We start from the raw sequence: 18,206 nt of genomic DNA, 5'->3' as shown, positions 1-18,206 counted from the left end.
ACACGCGGGTTCCCCCCGCCTGAATCCGATCTCGCCTCCCTGTTCTGTGCCGGAGATCTCTTTCGGGTACGCCGAAGCCCCGTTCCACCCACCGCGGGCGGGACGGGGCCTGACGACGCTAGGTCCGGCGGCGGGCGGTCACCGTGTTCACCACGGCGATCACCACGCCTACCGCGAATATAAGGGTTCCGAGAATGTTGACCTGTGGCGGCACCCCGATCCGGGTGGCGCCCCAGATCCACAGCGGGAACGTCTGGAGGGCGCCGCTGGTGAACTGGGTGATCACGAAGTCGTCGATGGACAGCGCGAACGCCAGCAGCGCGCCCGAGATGACGCCGGGCAGGATCATCGGGAACGTGACGCGCCAGAACGTCACCCAGGTGGACGCCCCGAGGTCGCGCGCCGCCTCCTCGATCGAGGGGTCGAGGCCGACGACCCGGGCCCGTACGGTGATCGCCACGAACGACAGGGAGAACAGCACGTGCGCGATGACCACGGTCACGAAGCCGGGCTGCACCCCGGCGCTGACGAACAGCGACAGCAGCGAGGAGCCCATGACCAGCTCGGGCGAGGCGATGGCGGCGAAGAGCACCAGGTTGACGGCGCCCAGCCCGCGGAACCTGTAGCGGCCCATCGCCAGGCCCATGAGGGTGCCGATCACCGTGGTGATCACCGTGGCGAGCACGGCGATCTCCAGGGAGTTGACGACCGCCTCGATCAGCTTGGGGTCCTGGTCGAGCATGCCCCACCACTTGAAGGTGAAGCCCTGCCAGGTCACGTTCGACTTGCTCTTGGTGTCGTTGAAGCCGAAGATGATCATGACCACGATCGGCAGGAACAGCCAGGCGAGGATCAGCCAGACGTAGACCTTGAGCAGCCGGTCGAGGAGGCGGCGGCGAGGCCGGGCGGGCGCCGGGGCGCCGGCGGACGGCGCCGTGACGGGCGCGGACGTGGTGGCAGTGCTCATCGGGCCGCCGCCTCCAGCACGTTCTCGGTGCCCAGCGCCCTGGCGTAGGCGAAGATGCCGATCAGCATCGCCGCCATCAGCGCGAACGACAGCGCCGCGGCCGACGGGTAGTCGTTGTTGACCAGGAACCTGGACTGGATGATGTTGCCGATCATCGTGTTCGCCGGGCCGCCGAGGATCTCGGCGTTGACGTAGTCGGCGGTCATCGGGACGAACGTCATCAGCACCCCGGCGAACACGCCGGGCAGCGACAGCGGCAGCACGACCTTGGTGAAGGCCTGCCGCCGGGCCGCGTACAGGTCCTGCGCGGCCTCCACGACCCGGGGGTCCACCCGCTCCAGGGCCACGTAGATCGGCAGGATCATGAACGGCAGGTAGTTGTAGACCAGGCCGCCGATCACCGCCACGGTCGTCTGCAGCACGTGGAAGTCCGCGGGCACCAGACCCAGGGACTTCAGCGGCGACAGCAGCAGCCCGTTGTCGGCCAGCAGGAACTTCCATGACACGGTGCGCAGCACGAACGACACGAAGAACGGCAGCAGCACCAGCAGCAGGTAGGTCGACTTGCGGGAGCCGCCCCTGAAGGCGATCCAGTAGGCCATCGGGTAGGCCAGCACGATGGAGACGACCGTGGCGACCAGGCCGTACCCGGCCGAGCGCAGGAACTGCGTGCCGTACTGCGACAGGACGTCGCCGTAGATCGACAGGTTGAACGTCTGGACGAAGCCGTTGACCACGTCGCCCTCCTGGGTGGACACCGAGGCCATGAAGACCATCGGCACCACCAGGAAGATCGCCAGCCACAGCCCGCCGGGGAGGATCAGCAGGTAGGGGGCGAAGCGCTTCATCGCTCGCCTACCCCTGGGTGATGGGCTGGAAGATGGACTCGAAGACCTTCTCCTCGGCCGTGGTGAGGGCCCGGTAGGACCGCAGCCTGGCCATGTCGGCCTCGGCGGGGTAGACCATCGGGCTGCTCGCGAGCTGCTCCAGCGACTTCTTGTCGTCGCCGCTCGCCTTGGCGGCGTCGGCCAGGACGAGGTCCTTGGTGGCCGGCACCGGGGTGATGTAGTTGATGGCCTCCACCAGCATCGTGGCGATCTTCGGCTGGTAGACGTAGTCCATGTAGGTGAGCGCGTCGAGGGGGTTCTGCGCGGTCTTGGGGATGCACAGGTTGTCGGTCCAGATCGTGCCGCCCTCCTGGGGGACCACGAACTTGATGTCCTTGCCCTCGGCGACCTGCTGGAAGATGTCGCCCGACCAGGCCATGGTGATCCAGATGTCGCCCCGGGCCAGCGCGTCGACGTAGTCGTTCTCGTAGTACTTGCGCACCAGGCCGTCGTCGCGCTGCTTCTGCAGCCGGGCGGCGGCCTTGCGCCAGTCGGCCTCGGTGGACTTGTCCGGGTCGATGCCCTCGGCGAACATCCCGAAGTTCGCGACCTCCTGCGGGTCGAGCATCATGCCGACCTTGCCCTTGTACTTGGGGTTCCACAGGTCGTTGACGCTGGTGACCTCGTCCACGTACTTGGGGTTGTAGGCGATGCCGGTCAGGCCCGCCGTCCAGGGGATCGTGTAGGTGTTGTTCGGGTCCCAGGTGGGGTTCTTGACCTTCTCCGCCGCGTTGGCCGCGAAGTTGGGCAGCTTGGAGTGGTCGAGCGGCACCAGGTAGCCCAGCGCGATGGCCTTGCTGAGGTGGATGCCGTTGGTGATGATCATCACGTCGTAGCCGATGTCGGTGCCGGAGGCGAGCAGCGGCTGGATCTTGCCGAAGAAGGAGGGGGTGTCCTGGATGGCCTCGGTGTAGGTCACCTTGATGCCGGTGTCGGCGGTGAACTTCTCCAGGGAGGGGGAGCGCCCGTCCTCCTTGTCGATGTACAGCGTCCAGTTGGCGAACCGCAGCGTGCCGTTCTTCTTCTTGGACGCCCAGTAGTCGGCGACGGCGTCCTTCTGGGGCGGGGCGGCCTTCTTGCCCTGCACGCCGCAGGCGGTCAGGGCGAGCCCGGCGGCCGACAGGCCGGCGAGGCGGAAGGCGTCGCGGCGGGTCACCGAGCGGGGCCGGGTCATGCCGCGCAGCAGGGCGGCGTCGAGGGAGGAGTCCTGGTGCATGGGGTGGCTCAACTTCCGATCACGTAAGAATGCTGCGGCCGCCACGACAGCCAGACCGCGTCGCCGCGCTCGGCCGTGCTCGTGCTGTCGAGCGCGTTCTGCTGGAAGACGGTGACCTCGGTGCCGCCGGGCAGGCGCACCGCGTAGCTGTTGTACAGACCCAGGTAGACGACCTCGGCGACGGTGCCGCGCACGGCGCTGAGGCCCGCCGCGGGCTCGTCGGTGGAGATCATGACCTTCTCCGGGCGTACGGTGACCGCGATCGCGTCCCCGGCCCGGTGCGCGCCCTCCTCGGCGAGGACCCGGCCGTCGTCTCCGAGCCGCAGTACGGCGCAGCCGTCCTCGACCCGGTCCACCGTCCCGCTGATCAGGTTGGAGGTGCCGATGAACCCGGCGACGAACGCGGTGGCGGGGCGCTCGTAGATCTCGCGGGGGGAGGCGAGCTGCTCGACCAGGCCGTCGTTCATGACGGCGATGCGGTCGCTCATGGTGAGCGCCTCGCTCTGGTCGTGGGTGACGTAGACGAACGTGATGCCGACCTCGCGCTGGATGCGCTTGAGCTCGATCTGCATGGCCTGGCGCAGCTTGAGGTCGAGGGCGCCCAGCGGCTCGTCCAGCAGGAGGGCGCGGGGCCGGTTGACCAGGGCCCGGGCCAGGGCCACCCGCTGCTGCTGGCCGCCGGACATCTCGCGGGGGCGGCGCTTCTCGCGCCCGCCGAGGTCCACGATCTCCAGCATCTCACCGACGCGGCGTCTGATCTCGGCGTCGGGCACCTTCTTGCGCCGCAGACCGAAGGCGACGTTCTCCCAGACGTTCATGTGGGGGAAGAGCGCGTACGACTGGAACACCATGTTCACGTCGCGTTTGTTGGGGGGGACGTCGGTCACGTCCTGGCCGTGCAGCCGCACCGTGCCGCGCGACGGGTCCTCGAACCCGGCGATCATGCGCATGGTGGTGGTCTTGCCACACCCCGAGGGGCCGAGGAGCGAGAAGAACTCGCCCTCGGCGATGGTCAGGGTGACGCCCTTGACCGCCTGGACGACCTCACCGTGGGCGAGGTACTCCTTGACGACTCCGTCGAGTTCGATGGCGGGCACCGGAGGCGGGCCGGAGGCGGCGGGGGCCACCGCCTCCACATCCGCCTGGGTTTCGGTCATACCAGGCTATCCCTCTTGTTTCGCGGCTATTCGCCGATGTAGTGCATGACGTGCTTGACGCGGAGGTAGTCGTGGAGCCCGAAGACCGACAGGTCCTTGCCGTAGCCGGAGTGCTTGAAGCCTCCGTGCGGCATCTCGGACACGAAGGGGATGTGGGTGTTGACCCACACGACGCCGAAGTCGAGTCGCCTCGACACCCGCATCGCCCGGCCGTGGTCGGAGGTCCACACCGAGCTGGCGAGGCCGTACCGGACGCCGTTGGCCTTGGCCACGGCGTCGGCCTCGTCGGAGAAGGTCTGGACGGTGATGACGGGCCCGAAGACCTCGTTCTGCACCATCTCGTCATCCTGCTGGAGGCCGTCGACGACGGTCGGGGCGAAGAAGTACCCCGTGTCGCCGACCCGCTGCCCGCCGGTCAGGACCTTGGCGTGGCCGGGCACCCGCTCGATGAAGCCGGTCACCCGCGCCAGCTGGTCCGCGTTGTTGAGCGGACCGTAGAGGGCGTCCTCGTTGGACAGGTCGCCGGTCACGGTGGCGGTGGCCGCCTCGACGAGGGCCGCCACGAACTCGTCGTGGGCGTCCTCGTGGACCAGCACCCGGCAGGCCGCGGTGCAGTCCTGGCCGGCGTTGTAGAAGCCGCCCGTGGCGATCGCCTCGGCAGCGGCCTTCAGATCCTTGACGTCGTCGAAGACGATGACGGGGGCCTTACCGCCGAGCTCCAGGTGGACCCGCTTGACGTCCTCGGCGGCGGTCTTGGCCACGGCCATGCCGGCGCCGACCGAGCCGGTGATCGCGACCATCTGGGCGGTCGGGTGGCCCACCACGAGCGCGCCGGTCTCGCGGTCGCCGGTGACGACGTTGAAGACGCCCTTCGGCAGGACCTCACCGAGGATCTCGGCCATCTTGAGGGTGGAGACCGGGGTGGTGTCGGACGGCTTGAGCACGATGGTGTTGCCCGCGGCGAGCGCGGGGGCGATCTTCCAGACCGCCATCATCATCGGGTAGTTCCAGGGGGTGACCTGGCCGATGACGCCGATCGGCTCGTGCCGGATCACGGAGGTGTGGTCGGCGAGGAACTCACCCGACGTCGGCCCCTCCAGGGTGCGGGCGGCTCCGGCGAAGAACCGGAAGTGGTCGGCCGCGATCGGGGTCTCGTCCTCGGCCATCCGGGCACGGGGCTTGCCGGTGTTGCGGCACTCGGCCTCGTTGATCTCGTCGGCGCGCGCGTCGATGGCGTCCGCGACCTTGAGCAGCAGATTGGCCCGCTCGCCGGGGGTCAGCAGACTCCACGACTCGAACGCGGCGGCCGCGGCGGCGTAGGCGGCGTCGACGTCCTCCGCCCCGGAGATCGGCGCCTGCAGGTAGGCCTCTCCGGTGCAGGGGTCGATGACGTCGGAGAAACGGCCGCTCTTGGCGTCCACGAACTCACCGTTGACATAGTTCTGCAGACGGGTGGTCACCGTTGACCTCCTGTGAGGTGGCTTGGTTATGGGGACTCTTACAGAGGAGAGCCTACGCGACAAGGGATTTCGTTGTTAAGATACCAAATCGCGACGAAATCGCTTGACAGAGCAGTAAAAACTGACAGCATGTCGCAGCGAGCCGCAACATGTCGGCAGGGCGTGAGATGCCCGCGACGACCCCGTAACAGACCCCGTAACACCGACGCCAGGGAGCGCGGATGACGACGCCGCCCAAGGTACGCCGCGACAACGACGCGAAGCACGGGACGGTCGTCCTCGACGAGATCTCCAAACAGATCATCGAACAGCTGCAGGCGGACGGCCGCAAGCCCTACGCCGCCATCGGCAAGGCGGTGGGGTTGTCCGAGGCCGCCGTCCGCCAGCGGGTCCAGCGCCTGCTCGACGCCGGGGTCATGCAGATCGTCGGGGTCACCGACCCGCTCACCCTCGGATTCTCCCGCCAGGCGATGATCGGCATCAAGTGCGAGGGCGATCTGGAGATGGTGGCCGACGAGCTGTCGGCCATCAAGGAGATCGACTACGTCGTGCTGACCGCCGGCTCGGTGGACATCATGGTCGAGGTGGTCTGCGAGAGCGACACGCACCTGCTGGACATCCTCGGCAAGATCCGGGCCATCCCCACGGTCCGCGCCACCGAGACGTTCGTCTACCTCAAGCTGCACAAGCAGACCTACTCCTGGGGCACCCGCTGACGCCCTCCGGGATCATCCCCCGGTGCACCCCCGCGCTCGCCCGCCGGCGCTCGCCCGCCGTACGGCCGGTCCGGGCCGTACGGCGGGCGGACGCCTGAGCACGCCCGGACGGATCACACCCGGGCGGTCGTCGCCGCGGCGGGCGCGGCGGTGGCGCCCGGTCCCTCGATGGGCGGGACCGGGACGTCGCGGGAGCGGACCAGGCGCGGCCCCTCCGGGCCGAAGACGCCGCGCGGCTCGGGGAAGGCCGCCAGCATGGCCAGGTAGAGCACGGCCGCGACGGCCAGGCCCAGCGGCAGCGAGATGTCCGTGCCCCCGGCGAGGCCGCCGAGCGGCCCGACGAACTGGCCGGGGATGTTGACGAACAGGATCGCCGTCATCGCGGCCAGCAGCCAGGAGGCCATCCCGCGCCAGTTCCAGCCGTGGGTGAACCAGTAGCGGCCCCCGCGCTGGCGGCGGTTGAAGACCTGCAGCGCCTCGGCGTCGTACCAGCCGCGCCGGGTCACGTAGCCGAGCATCATGATCACCATCCAGGGGGCGGTGCAGGTGACGATCAGCGTGGCGAACGTGGAGATGCTCTGCGTCAGGTTCAGGGTGAAGCGGCCGAGGAAGATGAAGCCGATCGACAGCACGCCGATGAACACCGTCGCCTGGACCCGGTTGAAGCGCGGGAAGACGCTGGAGAAGTCCAGGCCGGTGCCGTAGAGGGCGGTCGTGCCGGTGGACATGCCGCCGATCAGCGCGATCAGGCAGACCGGCAGGAAGTACCACGCCGGGGAGACCGCGAGCAGCCCGCCGACGTAGTTGGGGGCGGCCGGGTCGACGTACTCCGACGCCTTGGCGGCGATGATCGACGCGGTGGTCAGGCCGAACAGGAACGGCAGGATCGTGGCGAGCTGGGCCAGGAAGGCCGCGCCCATCACCCGGACGCGCGGGGTTTCCGCCGGGATGTAGCGGGACCAGTCGCCGAGGAAGGCGCCGAAGGAGATCGGGTTGGACAGCACGATCAGGGCGGCGCCGATGAACGACGGCCAGAACCCCGGCGCGGCCGTGGAGGCGAACGCCCCGGCGTAGGAGGGGTCGAAGTCCCCGGCGAAGGCGAACGCGCCCAGCACGAACAGCAGCGAGGCCGCGGCCACCGCGATCTTGTTGACCAGCAGCATGAAGCGGAAGCCGTAGACGCAGACCACCAGGACCAGCACGGCGAACAGCGCGTAGGCCACGCTGTACGACAGGTTCGACTCCGGCAGCCCGGCCAGCCGGTGGGCGCCGCCGACCAGCGCGTCGCCGGAGGACCACACCGAGATCGAGAAGAACGCGATCGCGGTGAGCAGGGACAGGAACGAGCCGACGACCCGGCCGTGCACGCCCAGGTGGGCCGAGGAGGAGACGGCGTTGTTCGTGCCGTTCACCGGGCCGAAGACGGCCAGCGGCGCCAGGATCAGCGCGCCGACCACCAGGCCGAGCCCCGTCGCGGCGAGCCCCTGCCAGAAGGAGAGCCCGAACAGGATGGGGAACGAGCCCAGCACGCACGTGGCGAAGGTGTTCGCGCCGCCGAAGGCCAGCCGGAACAGGTCCAGCGGGCGGGCGGTGCGGTCGGCGTCCGGGATGCGTTCGACGCCGTGCTGCTCGACCTCGATGACGGACGGCGCGCGGTCGGAGGCGCCCGCCGCGGCGTGATCCGCCCGGCTCACCGGGCCTCCCGCGCGGGGCCGGACAGCGCCAGCAGGCTGACCAGGTCGTAGGCGACGTGGGAGGCGGCCACCGCGGTGATCTCCGCGTGGTCGTAGGCGGGGGCCACCTCGACCACGTCGGCGCCGACCAGGTTGCATCCGGCCAGACCGCGCAGGATCTCCAGCAGCTCGCGGCTGGTGAGGCCGCCCGCCTCGGGGGTTCCGGTGCCGGGGGCGTGCGCGGGGTCGAGCACGTCGATGTCGATCGACAGGTAGAGCGGCCGGTCGCCGATCCGCTGCCGGAGCGCGTCGACGATCTCGTCCACGCCGCGGCGCATCACGTCGGCCGAGGTCATGATGCCGAAGCCGAGGCGCCGGTCGTCGTCGAGGTCCTGCTTGCCGTACAGCGGGCCGCGCGTGCCGACGTGGCCGACCGCCTCGGTGTCGAGGATGCCCTCCTCCACGGCCCGGCGGAACGGCGTGCCGTGGGTGTACTCGGCGCCGAAGTAGGTGTCCCAGGTGTCGAGGTGGGCGTCGAAGTGCAGCATGGCCACCGGGCCGTGCCGCCTGGCCAGGGAGCGCAGCAGCGGCAGCGCGATCGTGTGGTCGCCGCCGATGGTGACCAGGCGGGCGCCGTCCTCCTGGAGCCGGGTCGCGGCGTCCTCGATCGTCTCGACGGCCTCGCCGATGTTGAACGGGTTGCAGGCGATGTCGCCGGCGTCGGCCACCTGCACCGCGGCGAACGGCGAGACGTCCAGGCCGGGGTGGTACGGCCGGAGCAGGCGGCTGGCCTCGCGGACCGCCGAGGGGCCGAAGCGGGCGCCGGGGCGGTAGGAGACGCCGCTGTCGAACGGCACCCCCACCACGGCCACGTCGCAGCGCCCGACCTCGTCCAGGCGCGGCAGCCGTGCGAACGTCGCCGGTCCCGCGAAGCGGGGGACGCGGGAGGAGTCGACGGGACCCCGGGGTTCGGTCATGCCGCACCGTCCTTTCGGGAGGCGTGGGGTGGTGGGGGCCGGGCGCGGAGAACCCGGCTCTGAGCAGGCTATCCGTACAGTCTGGGAGCTTTGTGACGGTTTAGGTACTGTGGGGAGAACGAACTACGACGGGGTTTCCTGTGGCCGACCACAATCACACCGCCGGTTCCGCCGACCGGCTCACCGTCGAGGAGCTGATCCGCTTCCCGGCCCTGCAGCTGCGCGTCCTCGCCGGGCACGCCGGGCTCGGCCGCTCGGTGTCCTGGGCGCACGTCAGCGAGCTGGACGACCCCACGCCCTGGCTGCTGGGCGCCGAACTGATCATGACGACCGGAATCGCGATCCCCCGCTCCGCCGCCCGCCAGCGGGCCTACCTGGAGCGGCTCGACGACGCCGGGGTGTCCGCGCTGGCCCTGTCGGCCCAGCTCCACGTGCCGCCGCTGCACCGGGCGTTCCTCGCCGCCGCCGAGGAACGCGGCATGCCGGTCCTGGAGGTGCCGCTGGCCGTCCCGTTCATCGCCGTCGCCCAGGAGGTCGCCGCGGCCGTACAGGAGGACGCCCGCCAGCGGCTCGGCGCGCAGCTCCAGGTCTTCGGCGCGCTGCGCTGGATGACCTCCGAGGACCTCGGCACCGCGACACTGTTCCGCCGCCTGGAACGGCTCAGCGGCTACACGGTGTACCTGTGCACGCCGCAGGGCCGCCCGCTGCTGCCCGGCGTCCCCGTGCCCGACCCGGGTCTGCTGCCCAGGACGGCGGAGGCGCCCCCGACGATCCCCGGCGGGTTCGTCCTCCCGGTGCCCGCCCCGGGCGGCCCGGCCGGCTTCCTCGTCGCCCTGGAGCGGGAGGGCGCCCGCCCGGCCGGGCTGGCGGTGGCCCAGCACATCGCCACCGTCGCCGCGCTCCAGGTCGCCATGACCCGCCACGAGCGCGAGACCCTGCGCCGCGAGGGCGCGGAGATCCTGGCCGAGCTGCTGCAGGACGTGCTCGACCCGGCCACGGCCCGGCGGCGGCTGATCCGGCTGGGCCTGCCCGACGACGAGCTGGTCCTGCTGGCCGTCCGCGGCGTGTCCGACGACGGCCTGCTGCGCGCCCTGGACGACCGCCCGTTCCTCATGCTCGGCAGGGGCGACGACCGCTACGTCCTCGGCACCGCCGAGGCGGCCGCCGCCGTCGCCGGGGTACCGGGCGTCGCGGCCGGGATGAGCAGGCCGTTCGCCGCCGGGACGTCCCTGCGGGTGGCCCGCAGGGAGGCGGTGTGGGCCGTCTCCCGGGCGGCCGAGTCGGGCCAGGCGCTCGTCCGCTACGGCGACGACACCGCCGGGCGGTGGCTGCCGGAGGACCCCGCGGTGCTCTCGGCGCTGGTCGAGCACGTGCTCGGCGAGGTGATCCGGTACGACGCCGCCCACGACTCCCACCTGCTGGCCTCGGTCCGCACCTGGATGGAGCGGGACCGCCGCACCGAGGACGCGGCGGCGGCGCTGCACGTCCACCCCAACACGCTGGCCTACCGGCTGCGCCGGTTCACCGCGCTCACCGGCCGGGATCTTTCGTCCACGGGGGCGTTCGCCGAGGTGTGGCTGGCAGTCCGGGCCGCCGGGCAGCTCGGCCTCACCGGCTGACCGGACGCCCCCGGGCCACCCGCCCCCACCGGCCGACCGCACGCCCCCGGGCGGCGCGGCCTCACCGGCCCGTGATCTCAACGGAGGGCCGGGCCGCCCGGACGGCTTCGAGCCGCCCGGACTCGCCGGCCCGCGACCGGGGCGGATTCCGGCGGCGGGGACGTGGCGAGGATGATCCCGGTAGGGTGCGGTGCATGCGGCTCTCCCAGGTGTCCTTCCGGTACTCCCGCCGCGGCCCCTGGATCCTTGAGGACGTCGAGCTCGCGCTCCGCCCGGGGTCCGTCGTCGAGGTCACCGGCCGCAACGGCGCCGGCAAGTCCACGCTGCTGCGACTGCTCGCCGGGTTCGTCCCGCCGACCCGCGGCTCGGTCTCCGGTCGGCCCCGCGTCGTCGGCTACGCCCCCGACGTCTTCCCCACCGGCCAGCCCTTCACCGTCTCCGCCTACCTGGCCCACATGACCCGCGTCCGGGGCGCCTCCCCCGCCGCGGCCGGCGACCTCGCGCGGCGGCTGAACGCCGTCCACCTGCTCGACCTGCCGCTCGGCGACCTGTCCAAGGGCAGCGCGCAGAAGGTGGGGCTGATCCAGTCGCTGCTCGGCCCGCCGGACCTGCTGATCCTGGACGAGCCGTTCGCCGGGCTGGACGAGCAGACCCGCGCCGAACTCCCCGCCGTCATCGGCGAGATCGCCGCCCGCGGCGGCATTGTCGTGGTCAGCGACCACCAGAACCAGCTCCGGGAGTTCCCCGGCGCCGACCACTGTCTCGTCGCCGACCGCGCGGTCACCGTCCACCCCGCCGCCCGGCCGGCCGAACAGGACCCCGGACCCGGCTCCGAACCGGACCCCGGACCCGGCTCCGAACGGGACACCGAGTGGGTGCTCGGGCGACCGGCAGAACCGGATCCCGACCCCGGCTCCGGCTCCGGCTCCGGTGCCGGTTTGGGTTCCGGTTCCGGTTCCGAACGGGACGCCGGGCGGGCAGCCGGGCAGGGGCCCGCCACGGACCGCCGGGCGGTCATCGAGGTGCTGGTGGACCCCGACGAGGCCGACGAGGTCGAGCAGAAGCTCCGCGCCGACGGCTACACCGCCCGGCGGATCCTGTGACCCCCGAGAGCATGCCGTACGGCGGGAGGCACCGTTGACGCGTCTGACCCGGTTCAAGCTGAGCGCCTACGCCCGCTCCCACCGGCTGTTCCAGCCGGCGATCGGGCTGCTCCTGATGCTGGGCGTCTTCTACTCGACGCTGACGCCGCCCGGCAAGGAGCTGTCCGCCTACGCCGACTCGGCCGGCCTGCTGATCGTCGTCTTCGCCTGGGCCGCGCGCAGCCTGCTCGACACCGAACCGGCGGCGCAGCGGCTGGTCTCGATGACGGCGGCCGACGGGCCGGGCAGGGAGATCGGCGCGGGGCTGCTGGCCGCGTTCACGGTCAACCTCATGTTCGCGGCGATCGCGGTCGTCACGCCGCTGCTGCACGGCTTCGCCGCCACCCCCGCGCCCGGCGACGTGGCGCGCGGCGCCGTCCTGCACCTGCTGGGTCTGAGCGCGGGCACGGCGCTGGGCGCGCTGACCAGCCATCCGATCATGCAGTCCCCGGCCGCCTCGATGCTGACGCTGTTCGGCGGCTACGTGGCCCTGCTGCTGGTCAGCCTGACCCCGGTGGGCCGGTTCACGGTGCCGGTCATGCCGTGGATGCGGGCGGCCAACGACGGCGCCCTCGACACGGTCCTGCTCCCCGTCACCGCCGCGGCCCTCTTCTGGTCCGCCGCGGGCCTGGCAGCCTACGTACGGCTCCGCCGTACCAGACCGTAGGTTCGGCGCCCGCTGGATCTCATCGATCACCATGAGATCCGGAAACGCGACGAACCCCGCGAGGCCGGCGATCGCGGCCTGCCGGGCGGGTGCTACTCGGCGGCGGCGAGCTGGCCGCAGGCGCCGTCGATCTCACGGCCGCGGGTGTCGCGGACGGTCACCGGGACACCGTGGAACTGCAGACGGCGGACGAAGGCCCGCTCGTCCTCCGGGCGCGAGGCCGTCCACTTCGACCCCGGGGTGGGGTTGAGCGGGATCAGGTTGACGTGCACGAGCTTGTTCCGGACGAGCTTGCCGAGCAGGTCGGCCCGCCACTCCTGGTCGTTGACGTCCTTGATCAGCGCGTACTCGATGGAGACGCGGCGCTTGGTCCGGGCGGCGTAGTCCCAGGCCGCGTCGAGGACCTCGGCGACCTTCCACCGGGTGTTGATCGGCACCAGGGTGTCGCGGAGCTCGTCGTCGGGAGCGTGCAGGGACAGCGCCAGCGTCACCGGCAGGCCCTCGTCGGCGAGCTTGCCGATCGCGGGGACCAGCCCGACGGTGGAGACGGTGACGCCGCGGGCGGAGATGCCCAGGCCGCCCGGGGCGGGCTCGACCAGCCGGCGCACGGCGCCGACCACGGCCCGGTAATTGGCCAGCGGCTCGCCCATTCCCATGAAGACCACGTTGCTGACCCGGCCGGGGCCGCCCGGGACCTCGCCGGCGGCCAGGGCCCGCGCCCCGGCGACGACCTGCTCGACGATCTCGGCGGTGCTCATGTTGCGGGTCAGGCCGGCCTGGCCGGTGGCGCAGAACGGGCAGTTCATGCCGCAGCCGGCCTGGGAGGAGACGCACATGGTGGCGCGGTCGGGGTAGCGCATGAGGACCGACTCGACCAGCGCGCCGTCGAACAGCCGCCACAACGTCTTGCGGGTGGTGCCGCCGTCGGTGGTCAGCTCCCGGACGGGGGTGAGCAGCGTGGGGAACAGCGCGGCGGCGAACCTGTCGCGCGCCGCGGCCGGCAGGTCGGTCATCAGGCTCGGGTCGGCGGTGAGCCGCTCGAAGTAGTGCCGGGAGAGCTGGTCGGCCCGGAACGGCTTCTCGCCGAGCTCGGCGACGGCCTCGCGGCGCTCGGCCATGGTCAGATCGGCCAGGTGGCGCGCGGGCTTGGCCCTGCGGGGCGCCACGAAGGTGAGCTGGCCGGGTGCGGGGGTCCCGGGCTGGCTGGCAGTCGACACGTCCAACGCCTTCTCTCAACGGTTACTCGAAGCGACACTCGACTCTGATCTAAAGTCCGGAGATATGGCGACAATCCGGTCCGCGGGTGAGCGGGGAGACGGCATCGAGATCCTGCTCAGCGACGCCAGCCCCTACGGAAGCCGCACCCTGGTGGTCGAACGCGACGAGACTTCCTCGGTAGCTTACCTGTGCGGGCCGAAGGGCGAGGTCCACGGAGCGGTGTGGCTGGCCAACCACGTTCCGGCCCCGGAGACGACCGACCTGGATCGGCTGAACTCCGAACTCCCGCCGGTGGCCGTCCGCGCGAACACCCGGCACCCCGGCGGCAGGCGACCGCTGGGCACCCTGCGGTCGCTGTGGTTCGAGGAGGGCGACGGCGTCGCCCTGTACGAGAACGACGAGCTGCTGGCGGTCATTCCTGGCTGGGCCGACGTGAGCCGCGGCATGCCGGGATACTCCCGCGACGCGGTGGGCGAGTCGCCGTTCGCCTGGTCCCTGGAGGACGCGATGGAAGCCCTGGCCCCGCGGCTGGCCAAGGCCCGCTCCTACTGGGAGTGGCGCGGGAGTGAAGGCTCCTGGGCCACCTTCCAGCAGTTCGTGATGGGCCACCTGGACCGGGCGGTCGGCACCGCGGGGAGGTTCTGGGACGCCGGCGGCGGACGGCTGCCCACGGTCGGCATCACCGAGCGGCCGCCGGAGCGGGACCGGGAGCACACGATCCTGTCCACGGTGGGGATGAGCTGCCAGCGGATGCCCACGGTGGAGCAGTACATCGACCGGCCGGAGGCCTACGCCCGGGTGGAGCTCGCCGTCGCGACCCGGGGCGACGCCCGGGAGGCGGCCCGGCTGTTCCTGTGGCTGGCGCAGTACCCCTGGCACTCGGTCACCTGGCTGGGTCACGGGCACACGGCGAAGTGGTATCACCGGCCGGAGACGTTCCCGCTCGGCTCCGCCTACAACGGCGTCATCATGCTCGCCGGGCCGCCCGGCCTGCCGGACCTGTCGGGCTTCACCTTCGGCGGCGACGCCGTACGGTGGCTCTGGCTGGTGCCGCTCACCGACGACGAGCTGCGCCTGTCCGCCGCGAACGGCTACCGCGCGCTGCTGCCCCGGCTGCCGGCCGACCGGATCACCCGGACGGGCTGACCCGGCGTCCGGTTTCCCGGCCGGCGCGGCCCGCCCGGGCACCGGGCGGTCAGATCAGCAGGGTGAGCAGCGCCCAGACCGGGATGAGCGCGGCGAGGAGAGAGTCGAGCCGGTCCATCAGGCCGCCGTGGCCCGGCAGCACGCTTCCCATGTCCTTGACGCCGAGGTCCCGCTTGATCACCGACTCGACGAGGTCCCCGAGCGTGGCGAACACCACGACCACCGCGCCGATCAGGACGCCCTTCCAGATCTCGGCCTCCAGCAGCCAGGAGACCAGCCAGCCGCCCACGGCCATGCAGGCGAGCGCCGAGCCGGCGAAGCCCTCCCAGGTCTTCTTCGGGCTGATCAGCGGGGACATCTTGTGCTTGCCGAAGAGGACTCCCGCGGCGTACCCGCCGATGTCGCTCGCGACCGTCGTGGCGATGAAGGTGATCACCCGGTCCGGGCCGTCGACCGGGTGGCTGAGCAGCAGTGCCACGAACGCGACGAGGAACGACGGATAGACCGTGACCAGGACGGTGGCGGAGACGTCGCGGACGTACCCCTCGGTGCCCTGGAACATCCGCCAGACCATCAGCACCAGGACCGTCGCCGCGAAGAGGCCGATCATCCAGGCGGGCCCGCCGTAGTAGGCGCCGACGAGTATGGCGGCCATCCCGGCGATCGACGGGATCAGCGGAACCCGGATGTCCCTCTGCGCGAACGACCTGACCAGCTCCGTCACACCGACGCCCACCGCCGCGATCACCACGGCGAGGAAGAGCACCTTGACGAAGTAGAGGGAGCCGATGACGGCCGCTCCCAGGCCGACGCCCACCGCGATGGCGGCGGGGAGATTCCGGCCGGTACGGCTACCGCCCGCCGCAGCTTCCAAGGGGTCCCACTTCCGTACACAAAATCCTTGTCCCGTACCGGAGACCCGGACGGGACAAGGACCACGAATCAGACTTCGAGCAGCTCGGCTTCCTTCTGCCGGAGCAGCTCATCGATCTTAGCGACGTGCTTCTGGGTGAGCTCGTCGAGCTCCTTCTCCGCGCGACGCACCTCGTCCTCGCCCGCCTCGCCGTCCTTGATCAGCTTGTCGAGCGTCTCCTTGGCGTGGCGGCGGATGTTGCGGGTGGAGACCTTGGCCTGCTCCGCCTTGTTCCGGGCGACCTTCACATACTCCTTGCGGCGCTCCTCCGACAGCTCGGGGAAGGCCACGCGGATGACCTGACCGTCGTTACCGGGGTTGACACCGAGGTCGGAGTTGCGGATCGCCTTCTCGATCGCGGCCATCGAGCCCTTGTCGAAGGGCTGGATGATGACCATGCGAGCCTCGGGAACATGGAACGAGGCCAGCTGCTGAATGGGAGTGGGCGTCCCGTAGTACTCAGCGGTGATCTTGTTGAACATCGACGGGGTGACGCGGCCCGTACGGATGCCGGCGAGATCGTCCCTCGCCACCGACACGGCCTTGTCCATCTTTTCCTCGGCTTCGAGGAGGGTATCGTCGATCACAGCGACTCCTTCTTCTCGGTCGCTCACCATCCTCACTCACTTCGCGGGACACTCCTACGTCGCGCACCGCTCCGCTCGCTCGTCAGGCTCGCTCCCCGCTCATGGGTCGCTCACCATCCTCACTCACTTCGCGGGACACTCCTACGTCGCGCACCGCTCCGCTCGCTCGTCAGGCTCGCTCCCTATTTCCCTGCCGGACTCACCAGCGTGCCGATCTTCTCACCACGCACCGCCCGCAGGATGTTGCCCTCACCCATGAGGTCGAAGACCACGATGGGCAGGCCGTTGTCCATGCAGAGGCTGATGGCCGTGGCGTCCATCACACCGAGGCCACGGGTCAGGACCTCACCATATTCGAGGTGGTCGAACCGTACGGCGTCGGGGTTCTTCCGGGGATCGTCGTCGTAGACGCCGTCCACCTGGGTGCCCTTGAGCAGCGCCTCGGCACCGATCTCCAGCGCGCGCTGCGCGGCGCAGGTGTCGGTGGAGAAGAACGGCGAGCCGAGCCCGGCCCCGAAGATGACCACGCGCCCCTTCTCCAGGTGACGGATGGCGCGACGGGGCAGGAAGGGCTCGGCGACCTGCTGCATGGTGATCGCCGTCTGGACGCGGGTGTCGATGCCCCGCTTCTCCAGGAAGTCCTGGAGGGCCAGGCAGTTGATCACCGTGCCGAGCATGCCCATGTAGTCGGCCCGGGCGCGGTCCATGCCGCGCTCGGACAGGGCGGCGCCGCGGAACATGTTGCCGCCGCCGACCACGACCGCGACCTGCACGCCCTTGCGGACGGCCTCGGCGATCGAGTCGGCCAGGTGGCCGACGACCCCGGGGTCGATGCCCAGCGGCTCTCCGCCGGCGAACGCCTCGCCCGACAGCTTCAACATGACCCGCTTCCAGCGAAGCGGGCCCGAGTACGAAGAAACCGCCGGCGTAGCGGATTCTGAGTTCTCCTGCACGACGGCGGCCTCCTCGTTGTAGTGCTGTGGCTGAGAGAAGCTGGGTTAAGACTAAGCCTGGCCGACCTTGAAGCGGACGAAGGCCTCGACCTTGACACCGTTCTCGTCGGCGTACTTGCCGATGGACTTCTTGTTGTCCTTGACGAACGCCTGCTGCAGCAGGGTGAAGTCACGGAACCAGCCGTTGATGCGGCCGTCGACGATCTTGCCGATGGCGGCCTCGGGCTTGCCCTCCTCGCGGGTCATCTCCTCGAAGAGCGCGCGCTCCTTCTCGATGACGTCGGCGGGGACGGCGTCCGGGTTGAGGTACTTCGGAGCCATCGCGGCGGCGTGCTGGGCGATGTCCTTGGCGACCTCGGCGTTCGCGGCGTCGAGCTGCACGAGCACGCCGACCGCCGGCGGGAGCTGCGGGTCGGTCTTGTGCATGTAGGCGCCGATGTAGCCGCCCTCGAGGACCGCGAAGCGGCGGATCTCGATCTTCTCACCCAGCGCGGCGTTGGCCTCGTCGAGGTGGGTCTTGACGGTCTTGCCGTCGAACTCCGACTCCAGCAGGGCCGGGACGTCGGCCGGACGGGTCGCCAGGATGTGCTCGACGACCTGGGCGGCCAGCTCCTGGAAGCGCTCGCCCTTGGCCACGAAGTCGGTCTCGCAGTTGAGCTCCAGCAGCGCGGCGGCCGAGTCGCCGTCCTGCTTCAGGGCGATCAGGCCGTTGGAGGCGGTGCGGGCCTCGCGCTTGCCGACGTCCTTGGCGCCCTTGAGTCGCAGGATCTCGATGGCGCGGTCGAAGTCGCCCTCGGACTCCTCCAGGGCCTTCTTGCAGTCCATCATGCCGGCGGCGGTCAGCTCGCGAAGCCGCTTGACGTCGGCCATGTTCACGGAAGCCATTGTCTTTTCCTCGTCGGAATCGT

Annotated in this window: 17 protein-coding genes; 5 read left to right on the top strand and 12 right to left on the bottom strand. The window is 70.7% G+C overall.

Translation table 11 applies throughout. The features are described 5' to 3' along the window. Positions 1–118: 118 nt before the first annotated feature. The 5 genes from IEZ10_RS09510 to IEZ10_RS09490 are packed head-to-tail and all read right to left on the bottom strand — an operon-like array spanning position 119 to position 5,687. Positions 119–967 carry an ABC transporter permease gene (locus IEZ10_RS09510; protein WP_189246090.1) on the bottom strand — a complete coding sequence of 283 codons (849 nt, stop codon included), beginning with the start codon at positions 965–967 and terminating at the stop codon, positions 119–121. After that, entirely contained in the window at positions 964–1,815 is an 852-nt protein-coding gene (locus IEZ10_RS09505) for an ABC transporter permease (protein WP_189246089.1), read from the bottom strand. Before IEZ10_RS09505 ends, IEZ10_RS09510 begins: the two co-directional genes overlap by 4 nt. 7 nt (positions 1,816–1,822) lie before the next feature. After that, the gene (locus IEZ10_RS09500; RefSeq protein WP_189246159.1) at positions 1,823–3,070 is read right to left on the bottom strand and encodes an ABC transporter substrate-binding protein; all 1,248 of its coding nucleotides are present in this window, start codon (positions 3,068–3,070) and stop codon (positions 1,823–1,825) included. An 8-nt stretch (positions 3,071–3,078) separates the two neighbouring features. Then, complete coding sequence (locus IEZ10_RS09495) at positions 3,079–4,227, bottom strand: ABC transporter ATP-binding protein (protein ID WP_189246088.1); 1,149 nt, start codon at positions 4,225–4,227, stop codon at positions 3,079–3,081. 26 nt (positions 4,228–4,253) lie between these two features. Continuing rightward, positions 4,254–5,687, bottom strand: coding sequence for a gamma-aminobutyraldehyde dehydrogenase (locus IEZ10_RS09490; RefSeq protein ID WP_189246087.1), 1,434 nt, complete (start codon positions 5,685–5,687; stop codon positions 4,254–4,256). Between the two features lie 221 nt (positions 5,688–5,908). On the opposite strand from IEZ10_RS09490, the gene IEZ10_RS09485 reads away from it, so the two are divergent. Further along, positions 5,909–6,403: an Lrp/AsnC family transcriptional regulator gene (locus tag IEZ10_RS09485; RefSeq protein WP_189246086.1), complete on the top strand. Its 495-nt coding sequence runs from the start codon at positions 5,909–5,911 to the stop codon at positions 6,401–6,403. A gap of 113 nt (positions 6,404–6,516) precedes the next feature. Here the strand turns inward: IEZ10_RS09485 and IEZ10_RS09480 are convergent, their stop codons facing one another. Continuing rightward, the gene (locus IEZ10_RS09480; protein WP_189246085.1) at positions 6,517–8,097 is read right to left on the bottom strand and encodes a purine-cytosine permease family protein; all 1,581 of its coding nucleotides are present in this window, start codon (positions 8,095–8,097) and stop codon (positions 6,517–6,519) included. Beyond that, entirely contained in the window at positions 8,094–9,053 is a 960-nt protein-coding gene (speB, locus tag IEZ10_RS09475) for an agmatinase (RefSeq protein ID WP_189246084.1), read from the bottom strand. Before speB ends, IEZ10_RS09480 begins: the two co-directional genes overlap by 4 nt. A gap of 140 nt (positions 9,054–9,193) precedes the next feature. Between speB and IEZ10_RS09470 the strand changes: the two genes are divergently transcribed. The 3 genes from IEZ10_RS09470 to IEZ10_RS09460 all read left to right on the top strand — a co-directional run bounded on the left by IEZ10_RS09470 (position 9,194) and on the right by IEZ10_RS09460 (position 12,481). Then, positions 9,194–10,672, top strand: a complete 1,479-nt coding sequence (locus IEZ10_RS09470) for a PucR family transcriptional regulator (RefSeq protein WP_189246083.1) — start codon at positions 9,194–9,196, stop codon at positions 10,670–10,672. Positions 10,673–10,866: 194 nt separating this feature from the next. Beyond that, positions 10,867–11,775, top strand: a complete 909-nt coding sequence (locus IEZ10_RS38820) for an ABC transporter ATP-binding protein (RefSeq protein ID WP_308426256.1) — start codon at positions 10,867–10,869, stop codon at positions 11,773–11,775. 34 nt (positions 11,776–11,809) lie between these two features. Beyond that, positions 11,810–12,481, top strand: coding sequence for a hypothetical protein (locus IEZ10_RS09460; protein WP_189246082.1), 672 nt, complete (start codon positions 11,810–11,812; stop codon positions 12,479–12,481). 92 nt (positions 12,482–12,573) lie between these two features. On the opposite strand, the gene rlmN is transcribed toward IEZ10_RS09460, so the two are convergent. Further along, positions 12,574–13,698, bottom strand: coding sequence for a dual-specificity RNA methyltransferase RlmN (gene rlmN / locus IEZ10_RS09455; RefSeq protein WP_189246081.1), 1,125 nt, complete (start codon positions 13,696–13,698; stop codon positions 12,574–12,576). A gap of 64 nt (positions 13,699–13,762) precedes the next feature. On the opposite strand from rlmN, the gene IEZ10_RS09450 reads away from it, so the two are divergent. Next, positions 13,763–14,845, top strand: a complete 1,083-nt coding sequence (locus IEZ10_RS09450; RefSeq protein WP_189246080.1) for a suppressor of fused domain protein — start codon at positions 13,763–13,765, stop codon at positions 14,843–14,845. Between the two features lie 49 nt (positions 14,846–14,894). Here IEZ10_RS09450 and IEZ10_RS09445 read toward each other — a convergent pair whose 3' ends face one another. The 4 genes from IEZ10_RS09445 to tsf form a co-directional block, all read right to left on the bottom strand. Further along, on the bottom strand, positions 14,895–15,719 hold the full coding sequence (locus IEZ10_RS09445) for a phosphatidate cytidylyltransferase (protein ID WP_229811092.1): 825 nt from the start codon (positions 15,717–15,719) through the stop codon (positions 14,895–14,897). Between the two features lie 68 nt (positions 15,720–15,787). Next, positions 15,788–16,345, bottom strand: coding sequence for a ribosome recycling factor (frr, locus tag IEZ10_RS09440; RefSeq protein WP_189246079.1), 558 nt, complete (start codon positions 16,343–16,345; stop codon positions 15,788–15,790). A gap of 182 nt (positions 16,346–16,527) precedes the next feature. Further along, the gene (gene pyrH, locus IEZ10_RS09435; protein ID WP_218911649.1) at positions 16,528–17,226 is read right to left on the bottom strand and encodes a UMP kinase; all 699 of its coding nucleotides are present in this window, start codon (positions 17,224–17,226) and stop codon (positions 16,528–16,530) included. A 123-nt stretch (positions 17,227–17,349) separates the two neighbouring features. Beyond that, entirely contained in the window at positions 17,350–18,183 is an 834-nt protein-coding gene (tsf, locus tag IEZ10_RS09430) for a translation elongation factor Ts (RefSeq protein ID WP_189246077.1), read from the bottom strand. Positions 18,184–18,206: the final 23 nt, after the last annotated feature.

Origin of the sequence: Streptosporangium pseudovulgare (assembly GCF_014648055.1) — a bacterium.
Classification (GTDB): domain Bacteria; phylum Actinomycetota; class Actinomycetes; order Streptosporangiales; family Streptosporangiaceae; genus Streptosporangium; species Streptosporangium pseudovulgare.
This window is presented reverse-complemented; position numbering and strand designations above follow the sequence as displayed.